Genomic DNA, 14839 nt, shown 5'->3' on the forward strand with positions numbered 1-14839 from the left:
GAACCTGGAGCGCATCCCCGACGAAACCACCATTCTCAACTTCCGCCGCTTGCTGGAGAAACACGAGCTGGCGGCCGGCATCCTCGCTGTCATCAATGGCTCTGGGCGACCGCGGCCTGTCGCTGCGCCAGGGCACCATCGTCGATGCAACGCTGATCAATGCGCCCAGTTCGACCAAGAACAAGGACGGCAAGCGCGACCCGGAAATGCACCAGACCAAGAAGGGAAACCAGTATTGTGTGTCACGAACACAGGTCAGATGACCTGTGCTGCTGTGCCGAAGATGGAAGTAGGCCTTCCGAAGTCGGCTTGCAGGAGCGGACTTCAAACCACCCGGTGCTGCTGCATCCAAAAGGTGTGGTGGTGAGCGACCGAGGAAAAGTCATCCCTGAGGATGGCAGGTGAGTATGGAGAAGATGAGCGAAAGCAAACCGTCCGATGACGCATCGTTATGCCCAAGGTGCTGCCGAAACTGAGGTGGAGTACTGGCTTCAGGACAAGTCGGGGCGTTACCTGCTTACGGACCCGATGGCAGCCGGTGTATAGGCGGCATGATCTTCATACAGGCTTTGGTACGGAACGTGAGAACCTTGTTCCAGATGCGAAGGAAAATGACAAATGGCCAACACCATGAGGAAGAATACCGATGCTGGAACGAGGGGCGGAGCTTCCCGTAGTAGCGATGAAGCCTCTGTAATGGAGGTGGAGCGAAGGGGCGGCGTTATCCGGCCGACGAGCGTTGCCAACCTCCGGGGATGAGTGGCGTGAGCTCGGCGAAACCTTATGACATAGCGAAACGCACGGTATGGGACGCCTACCAGCAGGTCAGGGCCAACCGCGGTGCTGCCGGCATCGACGATGAAACCATCGCCGATTTCGAGCGGGATCTGTCTAAGAATCTCTACAAGCTGTGGAATCGGATGTCGTCGGGGTCGTACTTCCCGCCTCCGGTCAAGCAAGTAGAAATTCCCAAGGCATCGGGAGGCACGCGCAAGCTGGGAGTGCCCACGGTTGGTGATCGTGTCGCGCAAACCGTGGTCAAGCTTCTCATCGAGCCGGAGCTGGACTCGATCTTCCACTCGGACTCCTATGGGTACCGGCCGGGACGATCAGCGAAGCAGGCGGTGGCGATCACGCGTGAGCGCTGCTGGCGATACGACTGGGTGGTGGAGTTTGATATCAAGGCAGCCTTCGATCAGATCAATCATGGGTTGCTGATGAAGGCGGTGCGCCTGCACATCAAGGAGGACTGGATACTTCTGTACATCGAGCGGTGGCTGGTTGCGCCGTTCGAAACGGATGACGGCATGCGCGTCCCACGCGAACGCGGCACCCCGCAAGGTGGAGTGCTCAGTCCCCTCCTGATGAATCTGTTCATGCACTATGCCTTCGACACCTGGATGCAACGTACCAGCCCCAACTGCCCGTTTGCCCGCTACGCCGATGATGCGGTGGTGCACTGCCGCAGTCGAAAGCAAGCGGAGTACGTGATGCGCTCCATTGCTTCACGGCTGGCTGCCTGTGGCTTGACGATGCACCCGGAGAAATCGAAAGTCGTGTACTGCAAGGACAGTAACCGTCGCGCAGGTTATCCGCATGTGAGCTTTACCTTCCTCGGCTTCACCTTTAGGCCGAGGAAGGCGCTCAGCAAACAAGACCAGCTCTTCACGAGCTTCCTTCCGGGAGCGAGTGCGGATGCCTTAAAGCGGATGCGGCAAGCGGTACGCAGGTGGCGACTCAATCGCCAAACCCACGTGACGCTGGTCGACGTGGCTCGGCTCTACAATCCAGTGATACAGGGGTGGTGGCAATACTATGGCTCGTTCTATCGGACAGCCATGCTTGGCATCTTCCAGCACATTGACCGCGCGCTTGAACGCTGGGCCCGACGAAAATACAAGGCCCTTCATAGGCGCAAGCGGCGCATTAGCCAATGGCTGGACAAGATGCGGACTGTGGTACCCCGGCTGTTTCATCACTGGCGAGTGACCGGGCAGCAAGGTTGGATAACGGGAGCCGTATGACGCGAGAGTGTCACGTACGGTTCTGCGAGCGGCTGCGGGGGCAGTTCCCGCGGCCGACTCACCATTTCGGCAGTGCGACCTGAAAGTCGCATGGGTTTCTGTTCCGCAGGTTAACGCCCGACGGAACCGACTGTTCCACCACTCGTTCCCTACCCAGACAGGCGTGGCCGGTAACAGCCGGGTCTGAAGCTCTGGGGACAATGTAACCGCCGATATTTCGGTAGGTCGAACCGCGAGGCCAGACTGAATCTGCCAGCATCAAGGCGGAGAGGCGCTAGGGATGAACAGGTACCCGCCAACTGCACGGGGGTGATGGTGCTCGCTTGGCGACTGGCTTCTTGCTGGAGGTTAGAGATTGCTTCGGCAATTGCCTTGGTCTGAGCCACATAGCTGCCGGATAGGTTGGCAATCACAATGCAGCAACGCGGTAACTCCAGAGCGGCGCTCATCAGGCAGCTGAGTGTGTAGGTGCTCACGGTAGCCAGCGTACCGCCGCCGATGACAGTAGTGCTCGCGTTTTCAAGGTAGGGCGGCAACTCATCGAGCATGATCAGGGTCGGTTTGTCCCCGATAATTTTCTTCCAGCCAGCCTGATCGACCGCGCGAGGGCCATTGACCCAGTAGGGCTTGATGGCTTCCTCTTCGCCTAGTTGGGTAGTCGCGAATGATGGGGTTGAATGTGCATGCCTGCTTGACTGTCTTGAGCATCTGCTCGACTCCCTGAGAAATACTTAATCGTTGCTCGACTGACTGGAGGGTGGGGTGGGCTGCGGAATGGAAAGCTCCTGACTCACCTGCTGCAGAAACCACTCACGCATGGTCAACCCACGCGCCTTGAGTGCGGCGTAGATCTGCTGCTTTTGGGCAGGATCAACCTCGATCACAACGCGATTGCTAGTTTTCATAGGCATGGGCACCTGGCTTAGGTTTGTAACGTGACGTGATGTTATGTTCGAAGGGGAGGGGCTGGAAGCCCTGGCGTACATTAATTTATTTTCTCTTTTAGGAGCATCTTGAGGTAGGCCCCCGTGGCCTGGCCGTTACTTCTGCCAAGTACTAAAAACGGGGTACCGGCCGGTCATCATGGCCTTCGACTGCTCAGGGTTAAGATCCTGTTGTTGCTCCTGCCAGTTGCCTGATCAGACGAAACGTCCCCGGTATGAGCGGCGGGCTGCTAGTCCAGATGCCGACTCGCCTGGGGACCAGCCCGAATTACACCGGGACTTATGGGCTGAGTGGGCAGCTATCGCAGGAACCACAGCAAGGCTTGCCGTGCATGGAGTCCCAATATTGCCGCTCAGCCTCTTCCCAGTCCCGCAATGCGAAAGCCAGTTCGGTAGCCTGCTTTGCATGGTCATGGCAGCGTCGAATTCGTTTAGGACGGCGGCGTCCATACAGGCCGCAGAAGCAGCGCCTTTTTTGGTTGATTACCCGCCGGGACTTTTCCCACACGCTAAACAAAGGCACTGTTCCGGAGATCACATCCAAGATAGGTCGCTCTTTGGACTTTCTGCGCTTGAGCCCTAGCTGATTTACCGCAAGATCGTTAGCGATTTTGCCACTGATTGCGCTCGCAGCCTTCTGCGCTCGCAGTTGATGTCGAGCTGCGTCGCCGTGTGCCCACGCGGAACCATTCGGCCATCTGCGCAGAGTGCGAGCGCGCTCTTGAAGCTTTAGGTATTTGTAGATTGTCTCAAGCCAGGCACGAGCGGACGGCTCGTCTGAGACAGGAAGCGGATTGGCGCCCGCGTAAAACAGACAGAACGTACCATCATAATTGATGTGCCGTTCCGGGCAAAAGCCTGGCAAGTGATGTGGTGTGCTTTCGCGTGCTTCTATCCATTCACCGTCTTGGCGTAAATGCAGCTTGTAGGGGAGCGTTCTCCCGTCCACCAGCCGAATCGGAAGATCAAGCGTTGCTGTCTGCGGAACGGATGTTACACAGGTACCCCCGAAATCTGGGGCGACCTGTGCAATCAGGTCGAGCGCTGTGCTCAACGGCTGCCGTCTACTTTCTGGCGGGAGTGGGGCTGCACCTGACGCTCATCTGCGCGAATGATGGCGGCGGAACCCGCATAGGCTTCCGAGCGAGCTTGCTTCGCAGATGCGTCCCCATCATCTGCCAGGGCTTCGGTAGCTTCGTTGTAGTCCAGGTGTGATGTCTTACGACTCTTCCCAAACAGGTTCTGCACAGCTTTCGATGCTGCGTCGTAAGCTACTTGCCCGATCGCGGTTTCCACCCCCGAACACGCGCATTGGCGTTTCTCAGACTCGATCACGCTACGCCCGATAGCGCACCTAACTCTATTACCCTTGGCGCCCAGGCGCGTGACGGCTATTGGGCCCAGATCGAAGCCAATCGCGAGGCCGAGGTCGCCGGTTTCAATACCTTCGGCGTTCAGCCGCTCAATTGCGAGATTGAAGCTGCTGCGCAGTGCACCTGCTAGCCGTGTGGCCTCGGATACTGACTTCTCTTCGTCAGTAGTATGCGCGGTGCCGTCACAGGATAGGGCTTGCACGCAGTCTCCGATGAAGCGCACCCGGCGCCCTTCGAAGTCGGAAGTCACGACCCGCTCCAGCTCGGAGCGGATGACATGCAAAGTCCGCACGACATCGTCGGTCTTCTCGTTGATGTGATCGGCCACGTAGGCTGTGAAGCCATCAATATCGGCGTAGAGGCTCACCATCTCCTGTCGCTTCGAGTTGGCCGGAGTCAGCGAGTAAATGTCCATATCACGCAGGGGTGGGGTTTGGCGGGAAAACTGGTAACCGCCAATGGGGTTCTTTTTCAGATCCTCACGCCACTCCTCGACGATCTCGTCGGACGTGACATCCAGCTTGGCCGCATCCTGACATGCCTTGATCTCTATCGCGGTTAGGGCAGATTTTTCCGGCTCATCGCTTTCCGCAAGGCCGATGGCCTTACGAGCATTGTTGGTCAGATAGATACCCCTGGCCTTGTTATTACTGGCCAGTTTCGCGGCATGGTTCGCTGGATCGCCCAGGAACAAGGGTTCGCGGTACCCGCTGTGGCCATTGTTTACAGCAAGAGCTAGGCCGGTATCGATGCCAATTCGAACCTTGGCTGCTGGGATTTGCTCATCGTCGTCGCCCGTCTCTGCAAGCACGTCAATGATCAATTGCGCAGTCGCAACGGCGCGTTGAACACGCTTGGTCTCAGCGCCGGACTCAGTGTTGTACGGCTTAGTGAAAAGGGAGTGCAGCCGCTGACTGTGGAAGTCGACGCGGCGCGCATCAACCTTGTTGAGAATTCGCTTGACTGCCCGGTAGTGCTGGTCAAGAAAGCGCAGCGTGCGCTTGTGACACTCTGTGCCCTCGACTGCAGTGATGTTCAGCATGTCCTCGAGATTCATGATGTCCGCATACATGTGGACCCCATCCACGCGGTACGCGGTACTGGTAGGAATCGATTCCAACGACATGTCGCGCACGTAATCCTTGATGGTGATTTCCTCAACATCAGCGATCTTCTGGTCTATGTGTTTTGCAGCGCGATCATGGTTCCAGCTCTTGCTCATCGATCACTCCTTCGGGTGATTGGGCGCGCTGCAATGCGGTAGGCAAGCGCATGCCAAATTTGCTTGTTGACAGATATCCGTTACTTCGGTCCTAGCTTGTTGAAAATGGTGCGTAGCTGATTGCAGGCTGGAGATAGGCTGGAGGGCAGCTGGTCTTCACTTTTCGTTAGGCGATATCCGATGGTTGTCAGCCCTTTCAGATCTGACGGCAGATGTACCTCGTCACCCCTAGGCTCAAGAAGGAAGGTTCGTGCCCTGCCAAGTCGTCCTACGAACAGGCCAAGCTCGAAAATGACGTTGTCGCGCGGCGTATTCTTGGTTTCCTCGCGCATTGTGACGGAGTCGTCCGGCTGTGCGATTGCGATGGCAAAATCGCACTCGTCCAGTTGCTCTTCGAGGCTTTCAAGGGCGTACTGCGATGCGCGGAAAACGCCTTGTGTCCAGGTCTTTACGAAGAACTTGTCGTGCTCAAGGTTATTCTCGATTGCCCGGGCAATAGGGAGTGCCTCGACCGAGCAAATGATGAATACGTGGGATGACTGATGGGCAGGAAGCACCATGTCGTTTCGCTGGTGTAGTCGATCGACCAGTTGCCGAGTGACCTGTCGCCAAACCGAGGGATACGCGTCCGCAATGGACTTGAAGTCTGCCGCGCTGACCTTCAAGACAATCGAGGGCTCGGTGGCCAGTACAGTAGCAGAGCGCTTCGCTGTTGGGACCAGAGCAGCCATTTCTCCGACGTGATCGCCGCCCCCTCGTGTTGCGACTTCACGATCATGGACCTTCACCTGGAAATGCCCTGTGATGATGAAATAAACCTCGGAGTCCTCCGCGTCCTCGGTAATGAGCACAGCATCCTTAGCGATCTCCTCCAGCGTTCCTACCTCTGCGAGGCGGCGTGCTAGGTCTTGATTTCCGAGTACCAGCTTCTGCTCAAGCAGTACTTCCTCAAGAACGGCGCGGCCTGACGGCCCTTCAAAGCGATCGATCAACTTCCCAGTAGTCATGATGGTGAGCATTCCCTTGCGAAGAGGTTGCGGGGGCGTTCACAGAGAAATGGGGACGTGCGTCACCCTTTCAAGGGGCGCTGAAGAAAAGATCTGGGCATGGCGGGCGCTCAGGGACGCAGGTTCAAACTCTGTTTGATTGCATTCGGGAGTAGTGGGCCGAATGTTCAGTGTCAAACATTTTGTGCTGTAAGACCTGACGTGCTCTGGTACACCTGTCAAACCTTCTCTTGATTGGCGTCAGTTTTTGTCAATCAATGGGGGTGAGTTTGACGGTCAATGGGGAGTCGCCGAAATAGCATCATAGGTAGGGATTACGGGCGATTTGGCGGTGTCAATCGAAGGAACGTAATTTGATAGCTCACATTATTGGCCGGACGACCCGCTGGTGGCCGAGGCCACTGCCCGGGCCAAGCCACGCAAGTAGTCGACGGCGCTCAGAGCACCCGGGTCAGGTCGTCGTCGAGGAAGTGCCGGAAACTCAGGCGCTGGCCGTCGGCGAAGTCGAAGTGGCTGTCCAGGGTCGGGCCGTTGAGGACGAACTCCAGGGCCAGCAGGCGCACACCGACCAGGCCGCGCTGCCGGCCGAGGTCGTGCAGGCGGTACTCGCCCGGGCCTTCGTCGTTCTCGCAGGGCCGCGGCGCTTCGCCGCTGCGCCAGAACACCGTCTCGCCCTCGAAGTAGAGGCGATACCAGCGTTGCTCGAACTGCAGGTAGACCACGTTCACCGGATCGGCCGGACGGCCTTCCCACCACCATTCCTGGATCAGCAGCGACTGGCAGACCTGTCCGCGCAGGGCGGGCTGTTCGCCGTTGATCGTGCAGCAGGGGATGGCGGTATGCATCGGGCTCCTCCTCCGGGGTCGGTTCACAGCAGGGACAGGTCGGCGCCGTCGCTCCGCAACTGGTCGTAGGCCTGGTCCAGGCGGTCGCGCAGCGCCTCGGCGCCGGGAATGTGGCGCGAGACGATCATCCGCAGCGGCAGGCGGTACAGTTCCTGGCTTGCCAACGCCTGGCGGCTGGCCGCTTCCACCGGCGCCTGGTAGTCGAGCAGGTAGTCGCCGCGCCCGAGTTCGAGCATGCGCAAGGCGGCGTGGTGGGTGCCGGTGCGGTACAGGCGCAGGTGCAGGTTGGGGTCCTGGATGAAGTCGGTGACCGGTTTCCAGTAGCTGTAGCCGCTGATCAGGATCAGCCGGCGTCCGGCCAGGTCCTGGGGAACCCGCGGTGCCGGCTGGTGCGCCGGGTAGTACAGGTTCAGGCTGACGTGGCCGAGCACGCGCCGCGCCTGGAGGGTGTCGGCGGCCAGCTCCGGCTTGGCCGCGCCGGCCCACAGCGCCACGCTGCCATCCTGCAGCCCCAGGTACAGGCGCGCGCTGGGCAGGGCGCGGAACGCCGGACGATAGCCGGCCCGCTCCAGCAGCAGGCGGACCAGGCGGGCGCCGGAACCGGCGGCGTGGCCATCCCGGGCGGTATAGATGTAGGGGGGGAATTCGTAGTAGCCGACGTTCAACGACGGCCTTGCGTCCTGCGCATGGAGCTGCGGGGCGGCCAGCAGGGCGAACGCCAGCAGCGCGAGCAGGGGCGTTGTGGTGCGTAGGGGCATGGTGTGCGGCCTTGCCGTTTTTTGTTGTTATGAATGGGGGCGAAGCATGCGGCGCGCCGGGCCGCTTGTCCAGCCCGGCGCGCGCCCGGTCAATGGGGCAGCAGGAAGCGCGCGGCGAGCGGCAGGTGGTTGGAGATCTGCAGCGTATCGCTGCGCCGGACCCGGGCATCGAGACGGGTCAGCGAGGGGCTGTGGAACAGGTAGTCGAGGGTCCGATCCGGCCCCTGGACCCGTGGGTCGTTGGGGAAGTGCGTGTACCAGCGAACCTGGTCGACGCCACTGGCCTCTTCCAGCGACGGCACCATCGGGAAGCGCCCGCTCAGGATGGCCAGTTCGCTGTCTTCCCGGTAGGGCGCGCGCAGCGGCGCCAGCAGGTAGGGATACTGGCCGGGCGGCAGCAGGTTGAGGTCGCCGCCGAGCAGCCAGGGCGTGCGCCTGGCCTGCAGTTCGTCGAGCAGCGTACGGGTGGTCTCGACCTGGCGCTCGAGGGTGTCGTCGTTCGCCTGCGGGCGGTCGAAGCGGGCGTTGAGCACGGCCAGCTCGCCGCCGCCGTCGATCGGCAGGTGGCTGACCAGGATCGCCGGGCGCGGCCCGAACAGGCGGTCGAACAGCCCGCCGTCGCGTGGCGGCAACTGGCGCCGCTCGGCGCTATCGATGCGATAGCGGCTCAGAGTGGCCTGCTTGCGGCCGACGCTGCCGAAGATGTGCGGCGTCGGCACGAAGGCCGACTTCCACTCGTAGGCCTGGGCGCTGCAATGGTAGAGATCGTTGATGCGCTCCTGGATCAGCGCCAGTTGGTCCTGATCGTCGGTGGCGCTGGAGCCGTCGTCGATCTCCTGGAGCAGGACCAGGTCCGGCTGCTCGTCGCGGATCACCCGGACCACCTCGTCGAGGGTGAACGCCAGGTCTTCGGCGGTGGGACGCTGGTCCGGGCCGGTGGCATCCGGCAGGTCGTCCCAGAAGACGTAGCGCTTGCCGGCCAGGTACTGGATGTTCCAGGTCATCACCTTCAGGGCCTGCCCCGGCTTCAGCGCCGGCGCGGCGCCCTGGCAATGCAGGGGCGCGGCTTCGCGATCGGCGGGTTGCCAGCTCAGCAGGTAGCTGGCGAGCAGGGCACCGCCGACCAGCAGGAGCAGGCCGACGAACAGCAGGTTGCGTAGACGGGGCAGTGACATCGCAATCGAGACTATGCTGGAAAGGACCAGAGCATAGAGCTTGCCGCCGCGCATTTCACCCTTGCCGGTCGAATTGACGCAAGGGTTCGCGTTTTTTCGAGCGGGAGGGTATCGCATGCCGCGCAAGGTATTCAGCAGCCAGGCCTACCGCCACAAGGTGGTGCTGGTCAGTGGTGGTTGTTCCGGCATTGGTCGCGCTCTGGCGCTGCGTTTCGCCCGGGCCGGTGCGCGACTGGCGATCCTCGACCTCGACCAGGCGGCGCTGGACAGCCTGGTCCAGCACCTGCGCGACCATCTCGGCGGCGAGGCGCTCGGCCTGCGCTGCGACGTCGCCGACGCCGATGCGGTGGAGCGTGCCGTGGCGCTGGCGGTGGAGCGCTTCGGCGGCATCGACGTGCTGGTCAACAACGCCGGCATCACCCACCGCGGTACCTTCGCCGAAACCGGCCTGGGGGTTTTCCGCAAGGTCATGGCGGTGAACTTCTTCGGCGCCGTGCATTGCACCCGCGCGGCGCTGCCGAGCCTGCTCGAACGGCGCGGGCAGATCGTCGTGCTCAGTTCGCTGACCGGCTTCGCCCCGTTGCTCTACCGCAGCGCCTACAACGCCAGCAAGCATGCCTTGCACGGTCTGTTCGATACCCTGCGGATGGAGCTGGAAGGCACCGGCGTCAGCGTGACCCTGGCCTGCCCGGGATTCACCGCCACCGACCTGCGCAAGAACGCGCTGGTCGGCGATGGCTCGGTGACTCGCCAGCCGGTGCAAGTGCTGGGCAGCCAGGTGGCATCGCCGGTGGAGGTCGCCGAGGCGATCTTCCAGGGCGCCGCGCGGCGCCGGCGCCTGCTGGTGCTGTCCAACGTCAACTGGCGGGCGCGGCTGCTGGCGCGCTTCTTTCCGCGTCTCTTCGAAAAGCTGCTGGTGCCGCGCCTGTCGGGACTCAAGCCGCAACCCTGACGGCGCTCAGTGGGCGTGGTCGTGGGCGTCGAAGCCCTGGCTCATGTCCCAGTAGGAGGCCTCGACCTTGTGCCCGTCGAGGTCGCGGATGAAACACCCGTAGTAGGGCTCGCCGTACAGCGGACGCGGGCCCGGCGCGCCCTCGTCGCGTGCGCCGGCGGCCAGGGCCGCGGCGTGGAAGGCGTCGACCTGGGCCTTGCTGTCGGCGAAGAGGCCGACGTGGCTGCCGTTGCCGACGCTGGCGGGACGGCCGTCGATCGGCGCCTGCACCCAGAACTCCGGATAGAGCTTGCCGTAGGCCACGGCGCCGGGGTATTCGAGGATCACCTTGCAGCCGAGGGCGGCCATCACCGCGTCGTAGAAGGCTCGGGCACGGGGAAAGTCGTTGGTGCCGATGGACAGGTGGGAAATGCAGCTGGGGTTGGCCGATTCGTCGCTCATGGTCCGTTCCTCGAGGCAGGGCTCGTCAAGCATAGGCCAGCGCGGCGAATCGGCGCGCGGCGCCGTTCACATCCCGTTGCGTGGCGCCGGACCGAGGCTGTAGATGCGGAAGGCGACGATGGTCAACAGCAGCTGGAAGAACCCGCTGAGCGTATGCAGGGCGACCCGCAGCACGACGGCGTCGCCGGCCGAATCGGCGAGCCAGGCTTCCAGGCTCCAGACCGGCAGCAGGATCACCAGCGAACAGGCGAGGATCAGGAAGAATCGCCCACGGGTGAACTCGAAGCTTTCCCGCAGCGCCTGCAGCGGACTACGGCCGCGCAGCACCAGGCAGAATTCGGCGAAGGACAGCTTCACCATGACGAAGATGCCCGGCAGGATCAGCAGCGACAGGCCGAGCACGATCAGCAGCGAAGTCAGCGCCGCGAGTAGCGCGAAGGCTGGCCACAGGCGCAGCGCGGCGCTCCACAGCTGGCCGACGCGAGGCCGCTCGTCGCGCCCGCGCGCGTCCATGAACAGGATCAGGGCTGCGGTGTAGAGCGGGTAGAAGAGCAGTCCGGCGACCAGGCTCCAGGCGCCCATCTGCTGGGGGCCGACGGCTTCGTCGATCTGCTGCTGGAGCAGGCTTTCGAGGAATATCCAGGGCAGGCAGAGCGGCACCAGGGTGGTCAGGTGGCGGGTGAAGAAGAACCAGGCGTCACGCAGCGGCAGCAGAGGATTCATCGCGGGTCGGCAGATCGGATACGAGCCCGCGACTCTAACCCAGCCGGCCGCCGAGGCCAACGCCTGGCGGCCGCCGTTGCCGTTCAGGCGGCTTCGCGAGCCTGGGCCTGCTCCAGTTCGCGGACCAGTGGCAACACGTGCTTGCCGAAATACTCCACTTCTTCGTGGAAGTGCAGGAAGGCCGACAGCACCAGGTCGACCCCGGCCGCCTTCAGCGCGACGATGCGCTCGGCGATCTGCCGTGGCGTGCCGATCAGGTTGGTCTTGAAGCCGTCGTTGTACTGCACCAGGTCTTCGAAGGTGGATTTGGCCCAGTTGCCATCGCCCTCCGGCGAGGCCTTGCCGGCCTGTTTCACCGCGTCGCCGAAGGCGTTCACCGCCTCGTAGTCGGCCTTGGCGATGATCTCGTCGAGCACCGCCCGCGCTTCCTCCTCGGTGTCGCGGGCAATGATGAAGGCGTTCACTCCGACCTTGACCGAATGGCCGTTGGCCGCCGCCTTGGCGCGGATGTCCTCGACCTGGGCGCGGATGCCGTCGATGCTGTTGCCGTTGGTGAAGTACCAGTCGGACACGCGCGAGGCCATGTCCCGCGCCGCCCGCGAGCTGCCGCCCTGGAAGATTTCCGGGTGCGGCTGCTGGATCGGCTTGGGTTTCAGGGTGTAGTCGTGGAAACGATAGAAATCGCCCTTGAAGGTGAAGTTTTCCTCGGTCCAGATGCCTTTCAGCACGCGGATGAACTCCTCGGAGCGCCGATAGCGTTCGTCGTGCTCCAGCCAGGGTTCGCCGATGCCGGTGAACTCTCCCTTGAACCAGCCGCTGACGATGTTCACCGCGACCCGGCCATTGGTCAGTTGGTCGATCGTCGCCAGTTGCTTGGCCACCACCGCAGGATGCCAGGGGCCAGGCAGGATCGCCGCGATCACCTTGAGCTTCTCGGTGGCCGCCAGCAGGGCGTGGCTGATGGCCACCGACTCGTGCTGGTACTCGGCGCCGTAGCCGGCGGTGAAGCGGATCTGCGAGAGGGCGTAGTCGAAGCCGTTGCGTTCCGCCAACTGGGCCAGCTTGCGGTTGTAGTCGATGTCCCAGCTGGTGCGTTGCTCGATCTTGCTCACCACCAGGCCGCCGCTGACGTTGGGGACCCAGTAGGCGAAGCGGATCGGCTGTTGCTCTTGGCTCATCGGGGGTATCTCCGGGTAGGGGCGTGGTCCGGTGTCTATGAAGGAACCGTGCCATCCCGGATTCATGTTTTCGAATCAATGGCTTATGGGGGATATGGCGGAACCGGCATGTCTTCTGCCGGACAGCCCTGTTGTCCCGCTGTTGCCCGGCAGACAGTCAGGCCGGCAAGCGCTGCAACAGTTCGGCGGCGCGCAGTACCACGGCGTACTCGCCGTGCAGGTTGGCCAACGCCATCGCATGTACCTCGTCGGCGCTGCGTGGGGTGCCATGGAAATCGGGCTTGGCGAAGGTGAAGCAGGCGTCGGCCACTACCCAGGTCTGGAAGCCGAGGTTGCCGGCGCTGCGTGCGCTGGCTTCCACCGAGTTCTCCGTGGCTACCCCGACGAGCGCCACCTGGCGGATGTCGCGGACATGGAGCCAGCGTTGCAGGCCGCTGTTGATGAAGGCGTCGGGAACGTTCTTCTCGAACACCGCCTCGTCGTCGCGCGGCGCCAGCGCTGGCTGGAACTCCACGCCGGGCTGGCCGGGCGCGAAGGGCGAGCCGGGCTGCCGGGAAATGTGCCGGACGTGCACCACCGGCCAGCCGGCGGCGCGCCAGGCGGCAAGCAGTTCGACGATGCGCGCCTCGGCGCCGGGATTGTTGCGCGGCGGCAGGTCGTGGCGCTGCATGCCGCGTTGCAGGTCGACGATCAGCAGGGCGACCTGGGACCGTGCGGAGCGCTGGGCATCGTCATTCATCGGGAATTCACCGGAGGAACTTGAGATCGTGCAGGGTGCTCCAATATTTCCCTTTGGTGCAATCCATCCTTCCTTCTCGAAATGCAGTCGAGGCGTGCGATGAAATCCGATGAGAAAACCCTGATCGACGGCCTGTTCAGCCGCCTGCGCGAGGCCGAGGGGCAGTCCGCTCCGCGTGACGCCGAGGCCGAGGCGCAGATCAACCAGCACCTGGTGCGGCAGCCGGCGGCGCCGTACTACATGGCGCAGGTGGTGCTGATCCAGGAAGCCGCGCTGAAGCGCCTCGACCAACGGGTGAAGGAGCTCGAGGCGCAGGTCGCCCAGTTGCAGCAGAGCCGTCCGAGCAGCGGCGGCTTCCTCTCCGGCCTGTTCGGTGGCGGCGCGCGCGACGAGCCGGCGCCGAGCCAACCGGGGCGCCCGGCGGGCTGGGGCGAGACGCGTTTCTCCAATCCGGCGGCGGGGGCCGGCGACATGCGTCCGGGTATGGCGCCCGCCGCGTCGGCCGCGCCTTCGCGGGCCAGCGGTTTTCTCGGCGGCGCGTTGCAGACGGCCGCCGGGGTCGCTGGCGGGATGCTGGTGGCCGACCTGCTCACCGGCATGTTCCGCCACAGCCAACCGCAGGAAATCGTCGAGGTGATCCAGGACGTCCCGGTGGATAACCTCGACGCCAGTCAGTTTGCCGATCCCGAGCCGGCGACCGAGCGTTTCGCCGATAGCGACTATCCCACCGACGGCGGTTTCGCCGATGGCGATTTCAGCGATAGCGACTTCAACGACGACTCCAGCTTCCTCGGCGACGACGATTTGTTCACCTGACCGTTAGGGTTGCGGGCCGTGGGCTGCGATAATGGTGGCCCACTGCCGTCGTTCCGGAGTTCCCCTTGAGTCGTCCCGAGTCGCCCGCGGCGAAGAAGATCGCTGTCTTCGCCGATGTGCAGAACCTCTACTACACCGTGCGCCAGGCCTACGGCTGCCATCTCAACTACGCCGCCCTGTGGGCAGACATCGCTCGCGGCGGGAGCATCGTCGAGGCCTATGCCTACGCCATCGACCGCGGCGACCCGCGTCAGCAGCAGTTCCAGCAGATTCTGCGCAACCTCGGTTTCACGGTGAAGCTGAAGCCCTACATCCAGCGTGCCGACGGCTCGGCCAAGGGTGACTGGGATGTCGGCATCACCATCGACGTACTGGATGCCGCGCCGCGGGTGGACGAAGTGGTGCTGCTCTCCGGTGACGGCGACTTCGATCTGCTGCTGGAGAAGGTCATCCGCGCCCACGGCGTCGTGGCTACGGCCTACGGGGTGCCTGGCCTGACCGCCAACGCGCTGATCCGAGCGGCGTCGCGCTACGTGCCGATCGAGGGCGGATTGCTGCTCAAGGGCTGACCGGCCGCGCGCCAGAGGACGATGGGAGACGGCGAATCCGCTAGAATGCCGTCCGTTTCCTTTTTTCCGAGCC

General features: G+C 62.8%; 15 protein-coding genes and 2 pseudogenes. 6 read left to right on the top strand and 11 right to left on the bottom strand.

The window, feature by feature from the left end; genetic code table 11:
- Positions 1 to 236: pseudogene (locus HMPREF2924_RS34035) on the top strand (IS5/IS1182 family transposase); the annotation flags it as partial.
- Positions 237 to 755: 519 nt separating this feature from the next.
- Positions 756 to 2024, top strand: a complete 1269-nt coding sequence (gene ltrA / locus HMPREF2924_RS06915) for a group II intron reverse transcriptase/maturase (protein WP_010562502.1) — start codon at positions 756 to 758, stop codon at positions 2022 to 2024.
- A gap of 731 nt (positions 2025 to 2755) precedes the next feature.
- Here ltrA and HMPREF2924_RS35825 read toward each other — a convergent pair.
- The 4 genes from HMPREF2924_RS35825 to pycTIR form a co-directional block, all read right to left on the bottom strand.
- A complete protein-coding gene (locus tag HMPREF2924_RS35825; protein WP_016712140.1) occupies positions 2756 to 2929 on the bottom strand; it encodes a hypothetical protein in 174 nt (57 codons plus the stop codon).
- Between the two features lie 319 nt (positions 2930 to 3248).
- Positions 3249 to 4022, bottom strand: a complete 774-nt coding sequence (locus tag HMPREF2924_RS36910) for an E2 domain-associated cysteine-rich protein (protein ID WP_073624886.1) — start codon at positions 4020 to 4022, stop codon at positions 3249 to 3251.
- The gene (gene pycC / locus HMPREF2924_RS06920; RefSeq protein ID WP_070700422.1) at positions 4019 to 5563 is read right to left on the bottom strand and encodes a Pycsar phage resistance system uridylate cyclase PycC; all 1545 of its coding nucleotides are present in this window, start codon (positions 5561 to 5563) and stop codon (positions 4019 to 4021) included. Before pycC ends, HMPREF2924_RS36910 begins: the two co-directional genes overlap by 4 nt.
- A gap of 80 nt (positions 5564 to 5643) precedes the next feature.
- Positions 5644 to 6570, bottom strand: a complete 927-nt coding sequence (gene pycTIR / locus HMPREF2924_RS06925) for a Pycsar phage resistance system effector protein PycTIR (protein WP_010562503.1) — start codon at positions 6568 to 6570, stop codon at positions 5644 to 5646.
- Positions 6571 to 6934: 364 nt separating this feature from the next.
- On the opposite strand from pycTIR, the pseudogene HMPREF2924_RS36915 reads away from it, so the two are divergent.
- Positions 6935 to 6997, top strand: a pseudogene (locus tag HMPREF2924_RS36915) (hypothetical protein); the annotation flags it as partial.
- A gap of 10 nt (positions 6998 to 7007) precedes the next feature.
- On the opposite strand, the gene HMPREF2924_RS06930 reads toward HMPREF2924_RS36915, so the two are convergent.
- From HMPREF2924_RS06930 to HMPREF2924_RS06940, 3 genes are all read right to left on the bottom strand, one after another.
- A complete protein-coding gene (locus tag HMPREF2924_RS06930; protein WP_003093113.1) occupies positions 7008 to 7415 on the bottom strand; it encodes a hypothetical protein in 408 nt (135 codons plus the stop codon).
- Between the two features lie 23 nt (positions 7416 to 7438).
- Positions 7439 to 8173 carry a substrate-binding periplasmic protein gene (locus HMPREF2924_RS06935; protein WP_003106825.1) on the bottom strand — a complete coding sequence of 245 codons (735 nt, stop codon included), beginning with the start codon at positions 8171 to 8173 and terminating at the stop codon, positions 7439 to 7441.
- 89 nt (positions 8174 to 8262) lie between these two features.
- On the bottom strand, positions 8263 to 9402 hold the full coding sequence (locus tag HMPREF2924_RS06940; protein ID WP_003106827.1) for an endonuclease/exonuclease/phosphatase family protein: 1140 nt from the start codon (positions 9400 to 9402) through the stop codon (positions 8263 to 8265).
- Between the two features lie 61 nt (positions 9403 to 9463).
- Here HMPREF2924_RS06940 and HMPREF2924_RS06945 point away from each other — a divergent pair, with 61 nt between their 5' ends.
- Positions 9464 to 10300: an SDR family oxidoreductase gene (locus tag HMPREF2924_RS06945; protein ID WP_003093110.1), complete on the top strand. Its 837-nt coding sequence runs from the start codon at positions 9464 to 9466 to the stop codon at positions 10298 to 10300.
- A gap of 6 nt (positions 10301 to 10306) precedes the next feature.
- Here the strand turns inward: HMPREF2924_RS06945 and HMPREF2924_RS06950 are convergent, their stop codons facing one another.
- The 4 genes from HMPREF2924_RS06950 to HMPREF2924_RS06965 form a co-directional block, all read right to left on the bottom strand.
- Positions 10307 to 10741, bottom strand: coding sequence for a VOC family protein (locus HMPREF2924_RS06950; RefSeq protein ID WP_003132561.1), 435 nt, complete (start codon positions 10739 to 10741; stop codon positions 10307 to 10309).
- Positions 10742 to 10807: 66 nt separating this feature from the next.
- Positions 10808 to 11464, bottom strand: coding sequence for a DUF7847 domain-containing protein (locus HMPREF2924_RS06955; RefSeq protein WP_003106831.1), 657 nt, complete (start codon positions 11462 to 11464; stop codon positions 10808 to 10810).
- A gap of 83 nt (positions 11465 to 11547) precedes the next feature.
- The gene (gene sfnG, locus HMPREF2924_RS06960) at positions 11548 to 12642 is read right to left on the bottom strand and encodes a dimethylsulfone monooxygenase SfnG (RefSeq protein WP_003093107.1); all 1095 of its coding nucleotides are present in this window, start codon (positions 12640 to 12642) and stop codon (positions 11548 to 11550) included.
- Between the two features lie 157 nt (positions 12643 to 12799).
- Positions 12800 to 13381, bottom strand: coding sequence for a cysteine hydrolase family protein (locus HMPREF2924_RS06965; protein ID WP_003132564.1), 582 nt, complete (start codon positions 13379 to 13381; stop codon positions 12800 to 12802).
- A gap of 99 nt (positions 13382 to 13480) precedes the next feature.
- Between HMPREF2924_RS06965 and HMPREF2924_RS06970 the strand changes: the two genes are divergently transcribed.
- A complete protein-coding gene (locus HMPREF2924_RS06970) occupies positions 13481 to 14197 on the top strand; it encodes a DUF2076 domain-containing protein (RefSeq protein ID WP_023094421.1) in 717 nt (238 codons plus the stop codon).
- A gap of 65 nt (positions 14198 to 14262) precedes the next feature.
- Positions 14263 to 14766: a LabA-like NYN domain-containing protein gene (locus HMPREF2924_RS06975; protein WP_003093104.1), complete on the top strand. Its 504-nt coding sequence runs from the start codon at positions 14263 to 14265 to the stop codon at positions 14764 to 14766.
- Positions 14767 to 14839: the final 73 nt, after the last annotated feature.

The organism is Pseudomonas sp. HMSC063H08 (assembly GCF_001813645.1).
Lineage (GTDB): Bacteria > Pseudomonadota > Gammaproteobacteria > Pseudomonadales > Pseudomonadaceae > Pseudomonas > Pseudomonas aeruginosa.